22 protein-coding genes are annotated in these 21,357 nt (G+C 73.5%); 7 read left to right on the top strand and 15 right to left on the bottom strand.

Translation table 11 applies throughout. The features are described 5' to 3' along the window. Positions 1-451 precede the first annotated feature (451 nt). The 4 genes from ES689_RS00405 to ES689_RS00390 form a co-directional block, all read right to left on the bottom strand. Positions 452-1,654 (bottom strand): GAF domain-containing protein, encoded by a 1,203-nt coding sequence (locus ES689_RS00405; protein ID WP_146898775.1) that lies wholly within the window; start codon positions 1,652-1,654, stop codon positions 452-454. A 139-nt stretch (positions 1,655-1,793) separates the two neighbouring features. Next, positions 1,794-2,582 carry a hypothetical protein gene (locus ES689_RS00400; protein WP_146898772.1) on the bottom strand — a complete coding sequence of 263 codons (789 nt, stop codon included), beginning with the start codon at positions 2,580-2,582 and terminating at the stop codon, positions 1,794-1,796. 94 nt (positions 2,583-2,676) lie between these two features. Beyond that, a complete protein-coding gene (locus ES689_RS00395; protein ID WP_146898769.1) occupies positions 2,677-3,255 on the bottom strand; it encodes a type 1 glutamine amidotransferase domain-containing protein in 579 nt (192 codons plus the stop codon). A gap of 106 nt (positions 3,256-3,361) precedes the next feature. Continuing rightward, positions 3,362-4,324, bottom strand: a complete 963-nt coding sequence (locus ES689_RS00390) for a sugar-binding transcriptional regulator (RefSeq protein ID WP_146898766.1) — start codon at positions 4,322-4,324, stop codon at positions 3,362-3,364. A 132-nt stretch (positions 4,325-4,456) separates the two neighbouring features. Between ES689_RS00390 and ES689_RS00385 the strand changes: the two genes are divergently transcribed. After that, a complete protein-coding gene (locus ES689_RS00385; RefSeq protein ID WP_146898763.1) occupies positions 4,457-6,214 on the top strand; it encodes a glycerol-3-phosphate dehydrogenase/oxidase in 1,758 nt (585 codons plus the stop codon). An 84-nt stretch (positions 6,215-6,298) separates the two neighbouring features. On the opposite strand, the gene ES689_RS00380 is transcribed toward ES689_RS00385, so the two are convergent. Together ES689_RS00380 and ES689_RS00375 are read right to left on the bottom strand one after the other, a co-directional pair. Beyond that, a complete protein-coding gene (locus ES689_RS00380; protein WP_146898760.1) occupies positions 6,299-6,613 on the bottom strand; it encodes a multidrug efflux SMR transporter in 315 nt (104 codons plus the stop codon). Beyond that, on the bottom strand, positions 6,613-6,975 hold the full coding sequence (locus ES689_RS00375) for a multidrug efflux SMR transporter (RefSeq protein WP_223269300.1): 363 nt from the start codon (positions 6,973-6,975) through the stop codon (positions 6,613-6,615). Before ES689_RS00375 ends, ES689_RS00380 begins: the two co-directional genes overlap by 1 nt. A 137-nt stretch (positions 6,976-7,112) precedes the next feature. On the opposite strand from ES689_RS00375, the gene ES689_RS00370 reads away from it, so the two are divergent. After that, complete coding sequence (locus ES689_RS00370; protein WP_146898757.1) at positions 7,113-7,787, top strand: GntR family transcriptional regulator; 675 nt, start codon at positions 7,113-7,115, stop codon at positions 7,785-7,787. Between the two features lie 28 nt (positions 7,788-7,815). Here ES689_RS00370 and ES689_RS00365 read toward each other — a convergent pair whose 3' ends face one another. Beyond that, positions 7,816-8,856: a hemolysin family protein gene (locus tag ES689_RS00365; RefSeq protein ID WP_146898754.1), complete on the bottom strand. Its 1,041-nt coding sequence runs from the start codon at positions 8,854-8,856 to the stop codon at positions 7,816-7,818. Further along, positions 8,853-10,256: a hemolysin family protein gene (locus ES689_RS00360; RefSeq protein WP_146898751.1), complete on the bottom strand. Its 1,404-nt coding sequence runs from the start codon at positions 10,254-10,256 to the stop codon at positions 8,853-8,855. The genes ES689_RS00365 and ES689_RS00360 overlap by 4 nt, the downstream gene beginning before the upstream one ends. A 275-nt stretch (positions 10,257-10,531) precedes the next feature. Here ES689_RS00360 and ES689_RS00355 point away from each other — a divergent pair, with 275 nt between their 5' ends. Beyond that, a complete protein-coding gene (locus ES689_RS00355; RefSeq protein WP_146898748.1) occupies positions 10,532-11,353 on the top strand; it encodes a hypothetical protein in 822 nt (273 codons plus the stop codon). 87 nt (positions 11,354-11,440) lie between these two features. Here the strand turns inward: ES689_RS00355 and ES689_RS00350 are convergent, their stop codons facing one another. The 3 genes from ES689_RS00350 to ES689_RS00340 form a co-directional block, all read right to left on the bottom strand. Further along, positions 11,441-11,752 (bottom strand): putative quinol monooxygenase, encoded by a 312-nt coding sequence (locus ES689_RS00350; RefSeq protein ID WP_146898745.1) that lies wholly within the window; start codon positions 11,750-11,752, stop codon positions 11,441-11,443. Between the two features lie 41 nt (positions 11,753-11,793). Then, positions 11,794-12,618 (bottom strand): ammonia-dependent NAD(+) synthetase, encoded by an 825-nt coding sequence (nadE, locus tag ES689_RS00345; RefSeq protein WP_146898723.1) that lies wholly within the window; start codon positions 12,616-12,618, stop codon positions 11,794-11,796. Positions 12,619-12,825: 207 nt separating this feature from the next. After that, the gene (locus ES689_RS00340) at positions 12,826-13,575 is read right to left on the bottom strand and encodes a triacylglycerol lipase (protein WP_146898720.1); all 750 of its coding nucleotides are present in this window, start codon (positions 13,573-13,575) and stop codon (positions 12,826-12,828) included. 90 nt (positions 13,576-13,665) lie between these two features. On the opposite strand from ES689_RS00340, the gene ES689_RS00335 reads away from it, so the two are divergent. The 4 genes from ES689_RS00335 to ES689_RS00320 all read left to right on the top strand — a co-directional run bounded on the left by ES689_RS00335 (position 13,666) and on the right by ES689_RS00320 (position 17,667). Further along, the gene (locus ES689_RS00335; protein ID WP_146898717.1) at positions 13,666-14,643 is read left to right on the top strand and encodes a helix-turn-helix domain-containing protein; all 978 of its coding nucleotides are present in this window, start codon (positions 13,666-13,668) and stop codon (positions 14,641-14,643) included. A gap of 82 nt (positions 14,644-14,725) precedes the next feature. Then, complete coding sequence (locus ES689_RS00330) at positions 14,726-15,169, top strand: hypothetical protein (protein ID WP_146898714.1); 444 nt, start codon at positions 14,726-14,728, stop codon at positions 15,167-15,169. Between the two features lie 112 nt (positions 15,170-15,281). Beyond that, a complete protein-coding gene (locus ES689_RS00325) occupies positions 15,282-16,619 on the top strand; it encodes an MFS transporter (RefSeq protein WP_146898711.1) in 1,338 nt (445 codons plus the stop codon). Positions 16,620-16,830: 211 nt separating this feature from the next. Next, complete coding sequence (locus ES689_RS00320) at positions 16,831-17,667, top strand: alpha/beta fold hydrolase (RefSeq protein ID WP_146898708.1); 837 nt, start codon at positions 16,831-16,833, stop codon at positions 17,665-17,667. 193 nt (positions 17,668-17,860) lie between these two features. Here ES689_RS00320 and ES689_RS00315 read toward each other — a convergent pair whose 3' ends face one another. From ES689_RS00315 to ES689_RS00300, 4 genes are all read right to left on the bottom strand, one after another. Continuing rightward, complete coding sequence (locus ES689_RS00315) at positions 17,861-18,454, bottom strand: hypothetical protein (protein WP_146898705.1); 594 nt, start codon at positions 18,452-18,454, stop codon at positions 17,861-17,863. Positions 18,455-18,718: 264 nt separating this feature from the next. Further along, complete coding sequence (locus tag ES689_RS00310) at positions 18,719-19,444, bottom strand: Type 1 glutamine amidotransferase-like domain-containing protein (RefSeq protein ID WP_191330100.1); 726 nt, start codon at positions 19,442-19,444, stop codon at positions 18,719-18,721. Positions 19,445-19,595: 151 nt separating this feature from the next. Beyond that, entirely contained in the window at positions 19,596-19,778 is a 183-nt protein-coding gene (locus ES689_RS00305; RefSeq protein WP_146898699.1) for a hypothetical protein, read from the bottom strand. A 451-nt stretch (positions 19,779-20,229) separates the two neighbouring features. Then, positions 20,230-21,339: a LacI family DNA-binding transcriptional regulator gene (locus ES689_RS00300; RefSeq protein WP_223269299.1), complete on the bottom strand. Its 1,110-nt coding sequence runs from the start codon at positions 21,337-21,339 to the stop codon at positions 20,230-20,232. Between the last annotated feature and the right edge of the window lie 18 nt (positions 21,340-21,357).

The raw sequence follows: 21,357 nt of genomic DNA, 5'->3' as shown, positions 1-21,357 counted from the left end.
CCGCGGCGCTGCACCCGAACGCGCGCGAGCTCGTCGACCGGCTCGCAGATCGGTCGGCGTCGCGCCGACGCGGAGGCCTTCGCGGCCGACTGGTCGAGCAGGGTCGGCCCGTGCCGCCTGCACGAGATCGACTCGCCCGACGACCTCGTGCGGGTGTCGCGGGCACGGCGGGCCCTCGCCGGGACACCACGCGCGCCCTTCGTGCGCGAGCAGTGGTCCTGAGCGCGCTCGGCGTCCGCAGCAGCAGCGGCAGCAGCGGCTGCTCGGCGACAGCGGCAGCAACGGCTGCTCGGCGACCGGCGTCGGCCCGCGTCGAGGAATCAGGCACGGGCGTCGTCGGCGTCCCGACGTCTCGGCTGCGGGGGCGGGTACGACCGACGTCTCCTGAGTCCTCGACGCGGGTCGAGGCGCAGGTCCAGGCGCGGTCGAGACGCGGGTCGAGCGCCCGGGCTCAGCCGCCGACAGGCGCCGCCCGCAGCTCGCGCTGCACCTGCAGGGCGAGCTCGCGCAGCAGCACGAGGTCGACGCTCTCGGCGCTCCGCGGCTCGGCGTCGACGACGCAGAGCGCGCCGATCCGCACGCCGTCCGGGCTCTCGACGGGGTGCCCCGCGTAGAACCGCACGCTCGGGTGCGAGACGAAGCGGTCGTCGCGCCAGGCGTCGGGCACGACCATCGCGGTGCCGGTCCGCACGGTCTGCGAGCAGAACGACGACGCGATGGGCACCTCCACCTGTGACGACCCGGCGATCGACTTGTTCCAGTGCCGCCCGTCGTCGATGAGCGAGAACGCGGCCCCCTGGGCGCCGAGCAGCACGCGGGCCCGCTCGACGATGTCGTCGAACCGCTTCTCGGCCGGGGTGTCGAGCAGCCCGAGGGCGCGGACGGCGGCGATGCGCGTCTCGTCGGTCTGGGGCGCCTCGCGGGCGGTCCGAGCCGTGCTCCCCGCGGCGAGCGCGGCGTCGACCAGCGGCGCGACCACGGCGGCGAGGGCGGCGGCCCAGGCCGGGTAGGGGACGGAGGCGCGGGCCGGCTCCCCGAGGCCCTCGGGCGCGGCGACGGGCGGGCACACCATCGACACCCGGGCCCTGGCCGCGCAGAGCTCCGCGGTCACGCGGTTGAGCTCGTCGGCGTGGGCGTCCACCACGCCGCCGCGGCGCAGGGCGAACTTCGGCACCGAGCTCGGCGGCTGGATGCCCGTCACGACGATCTCGCACGACGGGTCGACCGCCTCCTCGAGGGTGTCGAGCAGCGCGGCGAGCCCTGAGGCCCAGCGCGACCGCGGGACGAGCCGCAGCGCGTCGCTCATGCCCAGCACCACGACGACGGCGTCGTAGCGGCCGAGGTCGCGACCCGTCACGAAGGAGGCGGCGGTCGCGACGGCCACGTCGGCGTCGGCCAGTGCGTCGACGTCGGCGCCGCGGCCGGTCAGCGCCGACAGGGCGCGTGCCAGCGTGCCGGGCAGGGCGAGGTCGTGGCTGCGCACGCCCCAGCCGACGGCCGGGCCGTTGCCGAGAACGAGGACGCGGTCGGGATCGGTGCCGGGCGCGTGGCCGCTCGGGTGGTCGTCCGGGCACGGCGTCGACAGCAGCTCGTCGACGACCCGGTAGCGCGTGCGGACCCAGGCACGGACGAGGAGGAGGGGGAGGCTGCGCATGCGGGTGCTCCGACCCGGTCGACGGGCGTGATCGAGGGAGCCCTGGCGGTGGACGCCGGGGCGTGACGAGTGGGTGAGTCGATGATGCTCGTGCCGGCGGCCCCCGGACAAGCCCCCGCTCGGGGCGGGGCCGACCCCGTCAGGGGACAGGGTGGGGATCGGCCGGGGACGCAGGGCCGGTGCCGGGGCCGGTGCCGGGGCCGGGGCCGGGGCCGGTGGGCGCAGCAGGCCGGGAGGCCGCCCGGGCCCGGAGCTCGGCGAGGTCGTCGTCCAGCCCGGCGAGCCGTTCGGCCCTGGCCTCGCCGTAGGCGGCGTCGACCACGACGGAGGCGGCCCGCACCCGGGTGACGACGGCCGCGCCGACGTCGCCCCACGCCCGCGCGACCGCCGTCTGGACGATGTCGTCCACGTACTCGGCATCGTCGCGCAGGGCGTCCAGCCGGTCGGCGACGGCCGTGTAGGTCTTCTCGCGGAACCACAGGGTCTGGTCGTCGCCCTTGCGGTAGTCGTGCTGGTGCCGGGAGCGGCCCTTGGACCGGAGTGCCTTCTGGCGCGCTTCCCCGATGCGACGGTTCTGGTAGCGCTGCTCCTCGGCGAGCCGGTGCAGCGTGCGGCGGACGGAGGCGGCGGTCTCGTCGTGCTCGAACACGGCGTCGTCGCGCAGCGCCCGGACGACGATGCGGTTGGCGACCGACACGACCGCGGCGGCGCGAGCGATGAGCAGCCCCTCGACGACCGAGCGCTCGAGCGCCGCAGGGTCGACGGGCGCCGGGTCCGGGCTCGCGGGGCCGGCGCTGCCGCGGGTGCTGCGCCACCTCACGACGCCTGCCCCGCCGTCGTCGCCGGTGCTGTCGTCGCCGGTGCTGCTGCCGCCTGTGCTGCTGCCGCTGCCATGACCTGCTCCTCGTCGACCGGGCCGTCCTGACACGGCGCCTCCCTGATTAAAGACCCGGTGCCGGGACCGCGACGAATCGTCGGTCCCGGCACCGGGTCGAGAGCGCCGCGCCGGGCGCGGCGAGCCGTCAGCCCTGCTCGCCGCCCGCGGTCACGAGGGCGTCCTTGACGGCGCCGACGAAGTCGTCGAGGTCGTCGGGGTCGCGCGACGTGACGAGGGTGAAGCCGCCCTCGACGTCGGTGACGACCGAGCGGTCGACCCAGGCGCCTCCGGCGTTCCTCACATCGGTCTCGAGAGAGGCGAAGGAGGTGAGCTCCTTGCCCTTCAGGAGGTCCGCCTCCACGAGCAGCCAGGGGCCGTGGCAGATGGCGGCGACGGGCTTGCCGGCCGACGCGAAGGCCTTGAGCACCGAGACCGCGCCGTCGTCCTGGCGGATCGTGTCGGCGTTGATGGTGCCGCCGGGCACGAGCAGCAGGTCGAAGTCGGCCGCGTCGGCCTCGTCGATGGTGGTGTCGGGGCGCACGGTCTCGCCGGGGTCCTTGTCGCCGACGAGCGTCTGGATCGGCTCGGTCGACTGCGCGGCGACGACGACGGTCGCGCCGGCCTCGCGCAGGGCGCGGGCAGGGACGACGAGCTCGTCCTGCTCGACGCCGTAGTTGGTGACGACCGCGAGCACGCGTCGTCCGGTCAGATCGGTGGTGGCCATGGGGCTCTCCTCCTCCGGGCCCGCGGGGCGGGCCGATCGATGTCGCCCACCGGTCTACGCCGCGGGGCTGGAGGGGCGTTCGGGAGGCTGTCCCCCAGCCTGCGGCTCAGCTCGCGAGCAGCGCCCGCGCGGTCCCCTCGTCGAGGATCAGGTCGGTGGCGAGCCCCGCGGCGAGGGCGCCGCGCACGCCGGCGACCTTGGCCTCGCCCGCCACGATGCAGACCCGTCGCGGCGCACGCCGGATGGTCTCGAGGTCCGGGCCCGTGCCGCGCGCGTTCATCGCGATGTCGGCCGACGAGCCGTCCTCGCGGTAGAACACCGTCGCGACGTCGCCGACGACGCCGTCGCGGTCGAGGCTCAGCTGGTCGCTCTTCTCGAGGTAGCCTCCCGACCACACGTGGCTCGGCACGCGGGCGTCGCGGGAGCCGACGCCGAAGACGACCAGGTCCATCGAGGCCTGCAGCTCGAGCACCCGCTTGGTGCTGCTCTCGCGCCAGAGCGCCCGCTTGGTGGCGGGGTCGTCGAAGAACGCGGGCACCGGGAACTGCTGCACGGCCGCCGAGTACGCCGCGCCGAAGCGCCGGAGGATCTCGCTCGCGTACTCGATGCCCGTCGTGCGCGTGTTCGCGGCGCCGTTGAGCTGCACGACGACGGAGTTGTGCGTCGCCCGGGGCACCAACGACCGGCTGACGGCGCTGAGGGTCGCCCCCCACGCGACGCCGACCACCATGTTCGAGTCGACGTAGGGCGTGATGGTGCGGGCCGCCGACAGGGCGACCCGCTCGAGCCGGTCGATGTCGCTGATCTGGTCGGGCACGGGCACGACGTGCGCGACGACGCCGAACCGGTCGTGCAGCGCGGCGGCCGACCGGGTCGCCTGGTCGAGCGGCGACTTGATCTGGATCTCGACGAGACCAGTCTCGCGAGCGGCCTTGAGGAGGCGCGAGACCGACGAGCGGGACGTGTTCAGCTCCGAGGCGATCGCCTCCATCGTCAGGTCCTGCATGTAGTACAGGTGCGCCGCACGGAGCGCGTCGTGGGTCTTCTCGGACGTCGTCGCCTCGGCCATGGGCACCTCCGTGCACATCTGTGCAGATACGTTGCACCCTCGTCAGGAGGGGTCGATCATGGACACTACCGGCCAGAGCAACCGGCGCACGACCCCACCGCTCACCGAACGCAACGGGAAAGAAGCTCCACTGTGACCGAGTCGAAGAAGACAGGGACGATGCGCGCCAACGTGTCGCGCATCGCCGACCGCCCCCACGCCCAGGTGCTCGTCGTCGGAGGGGGCATCAACGGCATCGCCACGTTCCGCGACCTCGCCCTCCAGGGCGTCGACGTCGTCCTCGTCGAGCGTGCCGACTACGCGTCGGGCGCCTCGGCTGCCTCGTCGCACATGATCCACGGCGGCATCCGCTACCTCGAGAACGGCGAGTTCCGCCTCGTCCGCGAGAGCGTGGAGGAGCGCAACGGCCTCCTCAAGATCGCCCCCCACTACGTCAAGCCGCTGCAGACGACGATGCCGATCTTCTCGACGTTCTCCGGCATCCTGAACGCCCCGCTCCGCATGCTCACGCACAAGCAGCGCAGCACGAAGGAGCGCGGCGCGCTCCTCATCAAGGTCGGCATGACGATGTACGACTCGTTCTCGCGCGACGGCGGCTCCGTGCCCCGCCACAAGTTCCTCGGCCGCAAGGCCGCGCTGGCCGAGATGCCGCACCTGAACAAGGACCTGAAGTACACGGGCACCTACTACGACGCCTCCGTGCACGAGCCCGAGCGCCTCGCGCTCGACGTTCTCAAGGACGGCCTCGCCGCCGGCGACCACGCCCGCAGCGCGAACTACCTCGAGGCCGCCGGCACCGCCGACGGCGGGGTCGTGCTGCGCGACGTCGTCACCGGCACGGAGTTCACCGTGACGGCCGACGTGGTCGTCAACGCCTCCGGCCCCTGGACCGACCTGACGAACGCGGCGCTCGGCGCCGAGTCGCAGTACATGGGCGGCACCAAGGGCTCGCACATCGTCGTCGACAGCCCCGAGCTGCTCGAGGCGACGAACGGTCGCGAGATCTTCTTCGAGAACAACGACGGCCGCATCGTGCTGATCTACCCGCTGAAGGGCCGCGTGCTGATCGGCACGACCGACCTCGAGGCCGACATGGCCGAGCCCGCGGTCTGCACCGAGGAGGAGGTGGACTACTTCTTCGACCTCGTCAAGCACGTCTACCCCGACATCGAGATCACGCGCGACCACATCGTCTACCGCTACTCGGGCGTCCGCCCGCTGCCGAAGCACGACGACCTCGCCGCGGGCTTCGTGTCGCGCGACTACCGCATCGTCGAGACCGAGGTCGCCGAGCTGCCGACCAGCAAGGTGCTCAGCCTCGTGGGCGGCAAGTGGACGACCTTCCGCGCGCTCTCGGCCCACTTGTCGACCGAGGCGACGAACCGTCTCGGCGTGACCCGCACGGTCGACACGACGGGCATGGCGATCGGCGGCGGCAAGGACTTCCCGACCACCGACGCGGCCCGCACCACCTGGGTCGCGGCGCACGCCGACGGCCTCAGCAGCGAGCACGTCGACCGCCTCCTCACCCGCTACGGCACGCGTGCCGAGAGCGTCATCGAGGTGCTGCTCGACCAGCCGTCCGAGGCACTGGCGAGCGACCCGAGCCTCACCACGGCCGAGATCGCCTACTTCGCCGATCACGAGGACGCGGTGCACCTCGCCGACGTCGTCCTGCGTCGCACGAACCTGGCCTTCGTCGGCGGCGTCACGATCGAGCTGCTCAGCGAGATCGCCGACGTCCTGGCGTCGAGCCTCGGCTGGACGGCCGACGAGCGCGAGGCCGAGATCGAGGCCACCCTCGACGTGCTGCGCACCTCGCACGGCGTCGAGGTGTCGTCGCAGCACGTGCCGGCCGGCACGCCCGTCGTGACCACGCCCGCCTCGTAGGAGGCGCCTCCTGCGGTCACGAGACCCGCCCGCCCCTCGGGGCCGGGCGGGTCTCGTGCGTCCGGGGCACGCCGCGCGTCGGGACTAGTGCCCGACCTCGATCAGGACGACGCCCGCGACGATGAGGACGATGCCGACGGCCATGGTGAGCGTCAGCGGGTCCTTGAAGAGCAGGCGTCCGAGCACGGCGGTCAGGGCGACGCCGGTCGCTGCCCAGACCCCGTAGGCGACGCCGATCGGCAGCCCGAGGGCGAGGGCCCCGGCCAGCAGCGAGAACGCCGTGACGTAGCCGACGGCCACGGGCGCGTACCAGCGCCTCCGGCCGTCCGTGGCGAGCTTGAGGCTGATCGTCGCGCCGACCTCGCAGACGATCGCGATCGCGAGCAGCAGCCAGCCCATCAGGCGGCGTCCCCGCGCGCCCGGGCGGCGTGGGCCCGCTGCGAGCCGAGCTCGACGAGCAGCACCCCCGCGATCACGAGCACGAGCCCGACGACCGTCACGCCGGTCAGCGACTGCCCGAAGAGCACGGCCGCCATGACCGCGGTGAGCGCGACGCCCGAGGCTCCCCAGATGCCGTAGGCGACGCCGATCGCCATGCCGCCCCGCAGCACCCTGGACAAGCAGACGAAGGCGGTCAGGTAGCCGGCGACGACGAGGGCGTACCAGCCGGGGCTCTCGACGGCGGCCTGCAGGGACAAGGAGGCGGTGACCTCGACCACGATCGCGCCCGCCAGCCACAGCCAGGTCGCGAGGGAGGTCACGACGGCGAGTCTACGGACGGCCGGCCACGTCGGGGGCCGGTACATCAACTCCGGCGCATCACCCGCCACACGGGACATTTCCCCGGTATCCTCGGTCACGGGGCCTCGCCCCTGCCCGCCCACGATCGGAGACTCCTGTGCCCGTCCCCACCTCTGCCCCCACGACCGAGCGGCAGCTGCTGCGCGACACCGTGCGGAGCCGCCTCCGAGAGGCCATCCTCGACGGCACGCTCGAGCCCGGCGAGCGACTGCACGACGACGAGCTCGTCGCCTGGCTGCAGGTGTCGCGCACCCCGATCCGCGAGGCGCTGAGCGACCTCGTCCGTGCCGGGCTGGTCGAGATGGCGCCGAACCGCTGGACGCGGGTGGCGACTCCGGACGCCGGCCAGGCCGTCGAGGCCGTCCAGACCCTGGGCGTGCTGTTCGGCGGGGCCGTCCGCCTGGCCGTGCCGCGCCTCCCCCAGGCCGTCGTGACGCAGATCAGCTCGGCCGTCGCGGTCTGCGTCGGCGACATCGAGCGAGAAGACGGCCCGGCCCTCAACGCCCACGCCGTCGCCCTCTTCGACACCTACGTCGAGCACTGCGGCAACAGCGCGCTCCAGAAGGTCTGCCGCGACGTCACGGACGGCCTCGCGTACTCGCTGCGCGTGCCGAACATCGTCCAGGTGCTGAACTGGAGCGAGATGGGCGCCGCGCTCGTCGCCCTCGAGCAGGCGACGCGCGACCGCGACCCGATCAGGGCCGAGCTCGCCGCCGAGGCCGTGCACGAGCTCCCCGGCGAGAGGCCGCTCTCGCCCGAGCGCTCGAGCTGACCGGAGACCGCCGTCGAGCGCTCGGCGACTAGACGGTCGTCGCGTCGTCGACCTCGCCCACCAGCTCCTCGATGATGTCCTCCAGGAACAGCACGCCGGTCGTCTCGCCCATCACCGAGACGGCTCGGGCCACGTGGGCGCCGCTGCGGCGCATCGACGCCAGTGCGTCCTCGAGATCGGCGTCGTGGGGCACCGCGCCGAGGCGCCGGACCCGCTTCGCCGGCACGGGCACGTCGAGCGCCTCGGCCGACGTCAGGTCCATGACGTCCTTGAGGTGCAGGTAGCCGGTCGGCTGGCCGTCGCCGTCGGTCAGCACGTAGCGCGAGTAGCCGTGCTCCGCGACGGCGAGCTGCACGTCGCGCGGGGTGGCGTGGGGCGTGAGCCGGACCATCTCGGCCACCGGCACCTCGACGTCCCGCACCTTGCGCGTGGTGAACTCGAACGCCGCCGACAGCGTGCCCGACGCGTCCGACAGCACGCCCTCGCGGGTCGACTGCTGCACGATGGTGGCGACCTCGTCGAGCGTGTAGGTGCTCGTCGCCTCGTCCTTCGGCTCGACGCGGAACAGGCGCAGCACCGCGTTCGCGATGCCGTTCAGCGACCAGATGACGGGCTTGAACACGGTCGCGACGAACACCAGCGGAGGCGCGAGCAGCAGAGCCGCCTTGTCGGGCACCGAGAACGACAGGTTCTTGGGGATCATCTCGCCCACCACCACGTGCAGGAAGGTGACCAGCACCAGCGCGATGACGAACGCGACGACGCCGATGGCCTCGGGCGTCAGGGGCGTCGCGGCCAGCGGGATCTCGAGCAGGTGGTGGATCGCCGGCTCGGAGACGTTGAGGATGACGAGCGAGCAGACCGTGATGCCGAGCTGGCTCGTCGCGAGCATGAGCGTGGCGTGCTCCATCGCCCACAGCGTCTTCTTCGCAGCGGTGCTGCCGGCCTCGGCGCGGGGCTCGATCTGCGAGCGGCGGGCAGAGATGACGGCGAACTCGGCGCCGACGAAGAAGCCGTTGACGATCAGCAGCACGAACAGCCAGATGATGCCGGGCAGGTACTCGTTCATCGGGTCAGGTCCTCTCGCAGTCCGGCGACGACCCGGTCGTGGTCGGTGGGAGCAGGCTGGCTGCCGTGCGTCGCGGGCAGGGCAGCGCCGGAGGCGGTCGGCAGCTCGGCCGGCGACGGCACGAACCGCAGGCGCTCGAGCCTCTGCCCGACCACCCGCTCGACGCGCAGCGTGCCGCCCTCGAGCTCGACCTCGTCGCCCACCTCGGGCAGACGGTCGAGCTGCTCGGCGACGAAGCCCCCGACGGTCTCGTAGTCGCCGTCGTCGGGCACCCGCACCGTGGCGCGGTCCCAGAGCTCGTCGGGGCGGAGGGCGGCGTCGAAGACGACGGTGCCCGACGACCGCACGATGCCGGCCTTCGCGCGGTCGTGCTCGTCCTCGAGCTCGCCGACCAGCTCCTCCACCAGGTCCTCCAGGGTGACGAGGCCCGCCGTGCCGCCGAACTCGTCGGCGACGACGGCGATCTGGAAGCCCTCGCGACGCAGCAGGCCGAGCAGCGTGTCGATGCCCATCGACTCGGGCACGAAGCGTGCGTCCGAGACGAGGCCGGCGACCGGGACGGACGCCCGCTCCTCGGCGGGCAGCGCGAACGCCTGCTTGACGTGCACGACGCCCACGATGTCGTCGCTGTCGTCGCCGATCACCGGGAACCGCGAGAAGCCGCTCGCCAGTGCCGTCTCGACGACGTCGGCGGCCGTGTCCGTGGAGCGGACGGTGGTCATGCGGACCCGGGGGGTCATGACGTCGACCGCCGCGTGCTCGGAGAACCGCAGGGTGCGGCCCAGGAGGGTCGCGTGGTCGTCGTCCAGCATGCCCTCGAGCGCCGAGCGTCGCACCAGCGAGCTGAGCTCCTCCGCCGACCGGGAGCCGGACAGCTCCTCCTTCGGCTCGATGCCCATCCTGCGGATCGCGGCGTTGGCGGTGTTGTTGAAGAGCAGGATGACCGGCTTGAACACGGTCGTGAAGGTCGCCATGAACGGCACGACGAACTTGGCCGTCGCGAGCGGCAGGGCGAGCGCGAAGTTCTTGGGGACGAGCTCGCCGACGACCATGGAGAAGAGCGTCGCGATCACGATGCCGACCACCGCGCCGATGCCCGGGATGACAGCCGCGGGCACGCCGAGGTCGCCGAGCGGCGCGGCCAGCAGCGAGCTGATCGCGGGCTCGAAGGTGTAGCCGGTGAGCAGCGTGGTGAGCGTGATGCCGAGCTGCGCTCCCGAGAGGTGGGTCGAGGTGATGCGCAGCGCCTTGATCGTCGGCGCGAGGCGCTTCTCGCCCCGGGCCTGGCGGGCCTCGAGGTCGTTCCGGTCGAGGTTGACGAGCGAGAACTCGGACGCCACGAAGAAGCCGGTGCCGACGGTCAGGACCAGACCGACGGCGAGCATGGCCCACTCGTTCACTGAGCCCCTCCCCGCTCGTCAGAGACACCGTGCGGTGTCAGGGCGCGGAAGGGCGTCGGCATGTGAGAGGGAGGGTCGTCCATGCGGTGATGGTAAGGAGGGACGCCGCGACGATGCTGTGAACCTGCAGTGCGTGCAGGTCGCTCTCGCGGCCGAGTGGTCGACTTCTGCTCCGGGCGGCCCGCTGAGCGACCGTTCGTGACCACTCGGCACCGGGGCAGTGGGCGTCGGTCGCAGCCCCTACGCTGGGAGGCGATCGATCGGAGACACCCCCAGTGACTGACATGAGCCTCCGGCTGCCGACCAGGCGATTCCGCGCGGTGTTCGCGCTGGGCACGCGCCACGCGGCGACGCTTCCGCTGCCCACCGCCCTCGGCAAGCCCAACCTCTTCGGCGAGTGGGACGACGAGACCGAGCTCAGCAGCCTGTACGTGGGCTTCGGCACGGGCCAGGTGCACCTCGACGCCGTCGGCGGCGGCGGGGTCGGCGGGGTCGGCGAGGTCGGCGGGGTCGAGCACCACTTCCACGACGCCGCGGGCGACGACACCGACACCAGCCCCTGGGGCCCGGGCGACACCGCCCAGGTCGTCGCCTGGGCGACGGCGTTGCTGACCGACCTGCAGGCCCTGATGCCCGACCTGATCGACGACGTCGACGACGCCGCGGCCTGGCACGACGCCGGTCTCGACCTCTGGGTCTGCGAGGTCGAGGAGCCGACGCACCTCGACCTGGTCGAGGTCGACATCGAGGGCGAGCTGCTCACGCTTCCCTGGCTCGGCGCCGGGCACGTCGAGCACGACCACGTCGACGAGGCGCCGGACGACGTGCGGGAGCACCCGATCGCCCTGCTCTGGGCCGCCGACGAGCACCGTGCGCCCGACCAGCCGATCGCCGAGGCGTGGCTCGCCCCGGGCACCGAGCAGACCGTCACCCGGGCCCTGCCGGGCGTCGACTGGACGGCCGTCGGCATGCCCGCCGACGAGGTGCTGCCGTGGCTCGAGGGCATCTACCTGAACCACCACGTGCTGCCCGACCCCGCCGGCACCATCCTCACCGGCGTGCTCGAGCGCCTCGGCGGCATCGACGGGATCGACTGACCCGTTCGACCTCGTTGGGCGGACCCCGCCGTTCAGCCCAGCTCAGCCCGCCTCAGCTCGGCTCGGCTCGGCTCAGCTCAGCTCAGCTCAGACGAGGTCGCCCGACTCGGACAGCGAGGGCTCCTCGGGGCCGGTGAGCTGGTAGTCGTGCACGTCGCTGTGCCGGATCTCCGCCTCCTGCTCGTCGGTCGGGCCGGAGCCGCGGAAGTCGTCGAGGGCGTTCTGCGAGACCCAGCGCTCGGCGACGTTGATGCGGCCGGGGTCGACGATGTCGGGCGACAGCGCGAAGTCGAGGCAGCCTGGCGCTTCGCGACCGGCCTCGACGAGGCTCACGCACGAGGCGAGGTAGTCGTCGCGCAGCTCAGGGTCGACGAGCAGGTGGCCGGTCACGATGATCATGGGTCGCAGTCAACACCGGGCGACCGACAGCGGGACGCGTGTCAGGCGCGCCACCACTCGTCGACCGGGCTGGCCGGCACACGGCGCTTGTGCTCGGTCGCGAGGTAGCGGGCCTCGATCAGCTCGGCGATCGCGTCGTCGACGTCGCCGCCCTCGAGGTAGTCGTCGATGTCGGCGTAGGTGAGGCCGAGGTTCGCCTCGTCGGTCTGGCCGGGGGTCTCGTCGAGCAGGTCGGCCGTCGGCGCCTTCTCGTACAGCCGCGCAGGTGCGCCGAGGTGGGCGAGCAGCGCCTTGCCCTGGCGCTTGCTCAGGCCCGTGAGCGGGACGAGGTCGACCCCGCCGTCGCCGTACTTCGTGAAGAAGCCGGTCAGCGCCTCGGCGGCGTGGTCGGTCCCGACGACGAGCAGGCCGCGCTCGCTCGCGATCGCGTACTGGGCGACCATGCGGGTGCGCGCCTTGACGTTGCCCTTGGCGAAGTCGCTGAGGGGAACGCCGGTCGCCTCGGCGACGTCCTGCGCCGTTCCGTCGACGCCGTGCTGGATGTTGACGACGAGCCCCTCGGCGCCGTCGACGAACCGCAGGGCGAGCTGGGCGTCTTCTTCGTCGGCCTGCACCTTGTACGGCATCCGCACGGTGACGAGCTCGGCGGTGCCGCCGTCGCGGCGGACCCCCTCGACTGCGAGCTGGCAGAGGCGCCCGGCGAGCGTGCTGTCCTGGCCGCCGCTGACGGCGAGCACGAAGCCGCCGGCACCGGTCGTCTCGAGGTAGTCGCGGAGGAAGGCGACCCGTCGCTCGACCTCGGAGGCCGGGTCGATCTCGGGGCGGACGGCGAGCTCGGAGATGATGGTGGCCTGCAGCGCTCTCATGCGACGACTCTAGCCACGCGCCGCCCGGCCGGCACCTGCCGGCCCCGGCGGATCGGGCTCCGGGGCGGGACTACTTCGACGTCGAGAGGGCCACGAAGGCGGCGACGGTCAGCCCGAGGCCGACGAGGGTGATCGCGCTGACGAGTCCGATGAAGAATTCGGCCATGGGAGGCTCCTGCCTGGTCGAGGTGACGGGACCCCATCCTCTCAGACCGCGGCTGACCGGTCGGCGTCGGGCGCGGGCCGACCGGCGACCGCGAGCACCGTCGCCACGGTGCGCGGGTGCGCCAGCACCCGGAAGTGCCCGCCGGTCGGCAGCAGCACGTTGTCGGCGCCGACCAGCACGCTGCTCTCGGGGATGTGCGGGTCGAACTCGCCGTAGATCGAGGTGATGCGCTCGTTGACGGCCTGGTCGCGCGACAGCATCACGGTCGTCGCGTCACGGGGCGAGAAGGCCCGCAGGCTCGGCAGCACCAGCCAGGCGGCGTACCGGGAGCCGCTGAAGGGCGTGCAGACGGCGACCATCCGGTCGACCCGACGGGTGTCGTCGAGCAGCGCCATCAGGTACTTGCCGACCAGCCCGCCCTTGCTGTGCGCGACGACCACGACGTCGTGCAGGTCGTGCTCGAGCACGTAGGCGGCGACGTCGCGCGCGGTCGCCTCCACGGGTCGGCCGTTCCGCCCGAGCGACGCGATCACGTGCACCGGGTGCCCCTCGTCGTGCACCCGCTCGATCAGCGGACGGAGGAACGCCCAGGTCTCCCAGATGCCCGGCAGCACGAGCACCGGCCGGCCGTCGCCCGAGAGGTAGTCGTCGGAGCCGCGGGGCGACAGCACCGCGCGGAGCTGCCACCAAGCGGCGAACGCGTAGTCCTCCAGCCACCAGACGCCGTGCCGCAGCGCCCGACGGAGCGTCGGGCGGGGCGGCCGAGGAGGCGCGGCGGGGGCGTGCGGCATGGTCCCTGCACAGTAGGGGGCCGGGCGGCGGCTGTCCGGCCCCGGCGTCGCGGACGCGACCGGCGCCTCCTGCGTGTGAAGATGTCGACGATGGACGAAGAGGTCGGCACCGAGGCGACACCGCCGCCGTTCCGCGGTGCCGTGCACGGCGACGACCTCGACGCGGCCCGCGAGCTCTACGAGGCCCAGTACCCGGGCGAGGGGTTCCGGCTCGACCAGCTCGATCGTCCGTTCGACTACCGCTACGCGGCGGTCGGCGACGGCGACGTGTCGCTCCGCACCTCCGAGTTCCACGGGTCGGCCCGCGGCACGGCCGACGCCGTGCCCGAGTACGTCGTGTCGTGGCTGGTCGACGGTCGCGGCACCGTCGACGTCGGCCGCGACGAGGTCGCCCTGAAGCCGCTCGTGCCGAGGATCGCACCGACCCGGGCCTACTCGTTCGACTTCGCCGACTACCGGCAGCGGCTCGTGCACATCGGCGCGGCGCACCTCGAGCGGCTGGCGGCGGAGCGCGGGGACGTCGCGTCCGGGCCCGTCACCTTCTTCCACGCCGCCCCGGTCGCGGAGTCGGCGCTGCAGCGGTGGCGAGCCGTCATCTCGGAGACGACGCCGGTGCTGCTCGACCTCGCCGCGCCTCCCCTGCTGCGGGCCGCGGCGAACAGGCGGCTCGCCCTGGCGGTGCTCGAGACGTTCCCGCACGCGGTCGGGCCGGCCTCGTCCGTGGCTCTCGCCTCCGTCGCCCCGGGGGGCAGACGCGTGGCCCTCGCCGTCGAGTTCCTGCACGAGCACGCCCACGAGCCGATCGGCGTCGCCGAGGTCGCCCGGGCCGCCGACCTCAGCGTGCGGGGGCTGCAGGTGGCCCTGCACCGCGCCCTCGACGTCAGCCCCACCGCGCTGTTGCGGCAGATCCGGCTCGACCGCGTGCACGCCGACCTCACCGTCGCGACGCCCGAGACGACCACGGTCGGCGCCGTGGCGCGACGTTGGGGGTTCGCCCACCTCGGGCGGTTCTCGGCGTCGTACCACGAGCGGTTCGGCGAGCACCCGAGCGTCACGCTGCGCGGCTGAGGCGCACGGCCGAGCGCACGGCAGAGGCGCGCCGACCGGACATCGGCGGGCAGGGTGGGCCCGATGGTGGCAACGTGGCAGGGTGACCGACCACCAGAGCACCTCAGACACCGCTGCACGACCCGGACGCGGACGGACGGGCACCGTCGACGACGCCTCGCACGCCCGGCAGCAGGACGGCCGCGACCTGATGGGCCCGGTCGAGAACCTCACCCGCATCATGTGGACCGGGACCCTCTGGTTCGCGGCGGCGGTGGTCGCCGTGGCACTCGCCCTCGGCGCCGTGCTCGTCTCGGGCTGGCGGCCCGACGTCCTCTCGACGCCGGTCGAGACGCTGTTCTGGATCGGCGCCTCCGTCGTGGCCCTGAGCCTCGGCCTGATCGGCTGGTCGGGCTGCCCGATCCTCGAGGTGAGCGTGCCCGTCGCCGACCGCAACAAGACACGCACCATGCAGCTCGGCACCTTCAGCTTCCTGGTCGGCTCGGCGGCGACGATGCTCGCCGTCCTGCTCGGGCCGGCCGGCTGAGGTCGGGCCCGGTCCGCGCGGCGCGTTGCCGTCACGGTCTCGGCTCGACTAGCATCGTCGCGTGATCGAATCGATTCGATCCGTTTCCTTCCCCCAGCCGAGAGACCCGACGATGTCGACGACGTCCCCCCGACCCGGCACGCCTGCCGCACCCGACCACGAGACCCGACGGGCGCGGCTGGCCGTCGCGCTGCTGTTCCTCACGAACGGCGCGCTGTTCTCGAACCTGCTGCCCCGCTACCCGGCGATCAAGGACGCGCTCGACCTGTCGAACGCCTCCTTCGGCCTGGCCGTCGCCGCCGGGCCGGTCGGCGCGATCGTCGCCGGGCTCGCGGCGAGCTGGCTGATCCGCCGCTTCCGGTCGTCGCGCGTCGCCGTCGTCGGCACGGTCGTGACCGCCGTCGTGGTGCTGCTGGCCGGCCTCTCCCCCGTCGGCGCGCTGTTCGCCGCCGCGCTGTTCGTGGCCGGTGCGCTCGACGCGATCGTCGACGTCGCCCAGAACTCGCACGGCCTGCGCGTGCAGCGGCGCTACGGGCGCTCCATCCTCAACTCGTTCCACGCGATCTGGAGCGTGGGCGCCGTCACCGGCGGCCTGATGGGCGGCGCGGCCGCCGGTCTCGGCGTGCCGATCGGCGTGCACCTGGCGATCTCCGGCGTCGTCTTCGGCGTGGTCGCGATCGTCTCGTACCGGCTGATGCTCCAAGGGCCGGAGCCCGCCTCCGAGCTCGAGGAGGCGCCCGCCACGCCGACCGAGGGGGTCGCGTCGTCGTCGACGTCCGCCCCGGTGCCCGTGGCCGGTGCCGGCTCCGACTCCGACTCCGGCTCCGGCTCCGGCTCCGACGGTGGACGCGTGCGCCGCTCGGCCGTGAAGCTGGGCACCTGGGGCGTGCTGATCGCGCTCGTGCTGATCGCCGCCTCCGGCACGGTCGTCGAGGACGCGGGCAACACCTGGGCCGCCCTCTATCTCTCGGGCTCGCTCGGCGCCGGCGTGACCGTCGCCGCGCTCGGCTTCGTGGCGTTGCAGGGCGCCCAGTTCGTCGGACGGATCCTCGGCGACCGACTCGTCGACCGCTTCGGCCAGCGTGCCGTCGCCCGGGTCGGCGGCGCCCTGGTCTTCGTCGGGATGGGGCAGGCGCTGGCGTTCCCGTCCGTGGGGACGACCATCCTCGGCTTCGCCCTGGCCGGCTTCGGCGTCGCGACGCTGATCCCCGCCGCCATGCACGCGGCCGACACGCTGCCCGGGTTCCGGCAGGGCACGGGGCTCACTCTCGTCAGCTGGCTGATGCGACTCGGGTTCCTCGCGGCGCCGCCGCTGATCGGCGCCGTCGCCGACGCGAGTTCACTGCGGGTCGGGCTGCTGCTCATCCCCGCCGTCGGGCTCGTCGTGCTGGCCCTGTCGGGCGTGCTCGCCGGGCGCCAGCGCCACCCGCGCCCGCAGCCGCGCGGCTGACGCCCAGCTGCGGAAGTGATCCAGCTGCGGAAGTGACCTGCGCAGCGGCAGCGGGTGCGCACCTCCCTCGGCCCCTCGCCCTGGGCCACCACTTCTCGACGTGAGCTGTCCGATGCGCGAACCAGGGGGACGGGCCCTCGGGCAAACCGCCAGGAGGCGCGGGTACGAACGAGGGGACAGGCCGCAGGTGCGGCCGAGGAAGGCAGGAACCATGACCGAGATCACCGCCCACCACGGGCTCTTCAAGGACACGAACCTCCACGTCGACGATTTCGGCGGCAGCGGGCGCACCGTCGTCCTCATCCACGGCTGGCCCCTCTCGGGCGAGTCGTGGAGCAAGCAGGTCCCCGCGTTCGTCGAGGCCGGCTACCGCGTCGTCACGTACGACCGCCGCGGCTTCGGACGCAGCGACAAGCCCAAGACCGGCTACGACTACGACCACCTCACCGAGGACCTGCACACCGTCCTCACCGAGCTCGACCTGAACGACGTCACCCTCGTCGGCTTCTCGATGGGCGGCGGCGAGGTCGCCCGCTACTTCAGCAAGTACGGCACCGAGCGCCTGCACAGCGTCGTCTTCGCGTCGGCCGTGCCCCCGTACCTGATGAAGACCGACGACAACCCCGACGGCCCCCTCACGAAGGAGGCGGCTGCCGAGATGACCGCCGGCCTCACCAAGGACGAGGACTCGTTCTACGACGACTTCACCACCGGCTTCTTCTCGGTCGACGGCGAGCTCAAGGTGTCGGAGGCGGACCGCCAGGACGCGCTGCGCCTCGCGAAGCAGGCGGACAAGGCCGCCGCCCTCGAGGCGATGAACTCGTTCGCGACGACCGACTTCCGCGAGGACCTGACGAAGGTCACCGTGCCGACGCTGGTCATCCACGGCGACGGCGACGCGACCGTGCCCTACGAGGGCTCGGGCGCTCGCACGCACGCGGCGATCGCCGGCTCGGAGCTGCACGTGATCGCGGGCGCGCCGCACGGCGCGAACGTGAGCGACGCGGACGAGTTCAACCGCGTGGTGCTGGAGTTCCTCGCGCGCTGAGCCTGCCCGTGCGCTGCGATCTGCGCGCGTGAGCTACACCCCTGATCCGGCACTACGCCCCTCGTTCCGAGGGTGTTCTGCCGGATCGGGGGTGTAGTTCGTGGCGGCGGCGTCCACGCCCGTCGAACCCGCGCGGACCCGCCGGCGCGAGCCCGGGTGTGCGCGGGTCCCGCGGGTGCGGGCGCTCGTGCGGCTAGAAGTCGACCGGCGGGCGGTCCATGGTGGCGACTCCCGACGAGATGCCGATGATGATCGCGATCGCACCGCCGAGCACCGAGAGGCCGAGGAACAGCCAGAGCGGCGCGGCGCTCCGGCCCACGCGGCGCCGCAGGACGACGCTGCGGCCGATCAGGTAGATCAGCACGCTGAGGATCGACCAGGCCCAGTGGAACGGCCGCTCGACGCCGCGCGTCTGCAGCGTCCGCCGGTCGAGCCAGGAGAGAACGACCAGGCCGATGCCGACGACGAGGCTGACGACCATCGCGAGCGTGTAGTCGCCCTGCTGCACGCCGGTGCTGCCCGGCGCGAGGAGCTCGACCGACCGCCGGATCTCGACCGCGGCCACGACGAGCGTGACGATCGGCGAGAGCGCGAGGGCGGCCACGTACGGGGTCGCGCCGATCTGCTGTCCCGTCACGGGCGGCCGGGGCTCGGCGGCGGGTGCGGCGGCCTGCGGCACGGCGGCCGGCGCGGCGGCCGGCGCGGCGGGCTGTGGCACGACCGGTCGCGACGAGGAGGCGTCGGTCGCGCCCCCGAGGAGCCGGTCGTGTCGCTGCGGATCGGTCACGATGTCCCCCTCGTGGTCGTCGCCGTCGGGGGCCCTGCCCCGCGGCGGCGGCCCGGACGTCTGCGTGCCGGGCTGATCCCGCCAGCCTAGGACCGCCTCCTCGGCTGCGCGTGCACGCTGCGCATGCCGCGACCCGTGCCGCCGGGCGTCGCCGCACCCCTCGGACCCGCGCGCACCCGTCGGCGCGAGTGCGGGTCTGCGCGGCTCCCGCGGGTGCGGACGCCGCGGGTCCCTCGGGCGAGCGCAGCGCTCGGCGACGACCTCTCAGCGCAGCGACCAGGCCTCGCCGACGGCCCGCCGGACGGTGCGCTCGAGGGTGATGACGTGCGCGTCGTCCGGGCCGACCGACCGGGCCGTTCCGTCGGGGGCGACGACGACCCCGCCGCGCTCCGGGATCGCGAGGACCGGGCGGCCGCTCGCGCGCGCGTGCCTCCTGGCCACCGCCTCCTGGCTGTCGGTCCAGTGCGGCAGCACGTCGTGGCCGTGCACGAGATCGAGGCCGCGCGTGTCGGTCGTGCCCACGTCGTCGGGGTCGGCCACACGGGCGAGATCGACGTCGGCCCCCGCGAGCACGGCGCCGGCGCTGCCGCCGTAGAGCGAGCCGCCGCCGAGGAGGTGCGCGTGGAGCAGGTCGTGGAGGCCCGCCTCCCGCAGCGCGTGCAGCAGGTCGAAGGTGTTGCCGCCGAGGACGGCGACCACGTCGACGCCGTCGAGCGAGCGATGCCCACGGACGTCGGGCTGGCCGAGGCCGCGCCGGCCGGGGCCTCGCCGGGCGGGGCCGCGCTCGGTCGTGACCCACACGTCGACGTCGGCCACGCCCACGGCGAGGAGCGCCTCGGTCGCCCAGGCTCCGGCCGATCGACGGTCGTCGTCGACGCGGTGGGCGAAGGGCCAGACCGCGACCCGGGAACCCGACGGGAACGCTTCGGCCCACAGTGCGGCCTCGTCGACCTCGGAGCCTCCGCCGCCGAGGTGGACCCTGCCCCTCACGGTGCGGGCGCGACGGTCGAGTTCTCGCAGAGCATGGTCACGAGCAGTGTCCCCCTGGTGCGCATGCGGTCATCCTGCCCGACCCGCACGCCCGCGTCGAGTGCCTGCTGCGGGCGCTGGTCCGGACTCGGATCCGGCAGAGAGGACGGGCTCAGGGCCGGTACTCGGGACGCTTGTCGACGTCCGGCATCGGGCCCGGGTGCGGTTTCTGCGCGCCGTCGCTGCTGAGCACGGCCATCGCCGAGAGCGCCGTCCGGACGCCGACCAGCAGCACCCGCACGACCTCGCCGAGCACGCGCAGGAGGCGGCGGCCCCGACCCACAGGACTCGTCACGATGCCTCCTCCCCAGCCTGGCCCTTCGGGGGCCGGACCGCGGTCGACGACCCTCGCCGCGCCTCCTGCAGCTGCCCCTGGACCTGCCCCTGCCCCTGCCCGGACGTTCGGGCTGCACGCGTCGCGCGCCGTTGCCGTTGCTCGTCGCGCAGCACGACGCACAGCCCCGCGAACCCCGCTGCCGCGGCGAGCGGCGCCACCCACCAGATCATGTGCCGACCCTGGCACGTCGCGGGCGTCACGTCCAGGGCCGCGGCGTGGCCACCGACGCGGACTGCGGTGCTCTGCCGTGCCGCGCTGTCGCGCCGCTGCGCCTGCGAGCTGGTCGTTCTCAGGAACACCGTGCCCGCGCCTCCTGAGTTGTGCACGGATCAGGACCGTTCGGACCCGAGTTGCGCGGGTCAGGACTCATCTTCCTGAATGAGGAGCGACGCGGGGCGGGGGCGGGAGGCTAGCGGAGGACCAGACGGGGGACGAGGAGGCGATGCCGCGGATCGGCGGCCGAGCCGGGCGTCGCGACACGGGACGCGGGACCCTGGTGCAGCAGGAGGTCGAGGGTGGCGTGGGCCACCTCCTCGACGGGCTGGTGCACGCTCGACAGGCCGAGCGCCGCAGCGACGGGCGTGTCGTCGTAGCCGACCACGGGCACGGAGCGGCCGAGCACCATGAACGCTCCGAGGGCGAGCGAGTCGCTGGCGCAGACGACGGCGTCGATCGTGCGGCCGGTCTCGGCCAGCGTCGCGGCGAGCTGCCGGATCCGGTCGGAGGCGAGCGAGACCTGGTCGTCGACGGTCAGGTCGACCTCGTCGAGCTCCGCGGGGTCGAGCCCGCCGTGGGCGAGCATCGTGTCGCGCCAGCCCTGCCGGCGCTCGGTGCCGATGCCCGAGGTCGACGGCCAGCCGAGGAACACGACGCGCCGCGCTCCCCCGTCGAGCAGGGCGCGGGTCGCCTCGGCGACGCCGCGGTGCCCGTCGACGTCGACCCAGCGCCGGGCCGGGTCGGCCACGTCGCTGCCCCACGGCCGGCCGAACGAGACGAAGTCCGCCTCGGCACGCAGCAGCCAGTCGGTGCGGGGGTCGTCGTACGAGGTGGACGTGAGCACGAACGAGTCGACGTCGGCCCCGTCGAGGAGGCGGCGGAACTGGGCGACCTCGTCGAGCGGGTCCTTGGCGGTGAAGAGCAGCACGCGGAGGCCGTGCTGGTCGGCCCGCTCGGTCAGGGCGTGCAGGAACCGGTCGAGCACCGCCCCCGAGATGCCGTTGGCGACCGGGTCGAGCCGCACCCCGATCGTCGAGCTCTTGCGGGTCCGCAGACGCCGCGCCGAGGCGTGTGGGCGGTAGGCGAGCGAGGCGATCGCCTGCTCGACCCGGGAGCGCGTGGCGGGAGCGACGATGTCGGGCGTGTTCAGCACGTTGGAGACGGTCTGGCGCGAGACGCCCGCCTCCTTGGCGACGTCCACGACCGTGGGCAGGCGCGGCGACTCGACACTCGGCACCGCCCACCTCGTCTCGTTCGTCGTCGTCAGCCCGTGTCGTCGCGGCGCGTCGTCCGCGGAGCGCACGCCGCCGCGGTCTCGATT

Origin of the sequence: Frigoribacterium sp. ACAM 257 (assembly GCF_007954365.1) — a bacterium.
In the GTDB taxonomy this organism is placed as follows: Bacteria; Actinomycetota; Actinomycetes; order Actinomycetales; family Microbacteriaceae; genus Frigoribacterium.
The sequence above is the reverse complement of the archived record's forward strand: the minus strand, read 5'-3'. Positions and strand labels throughout refer to the sequence as shown.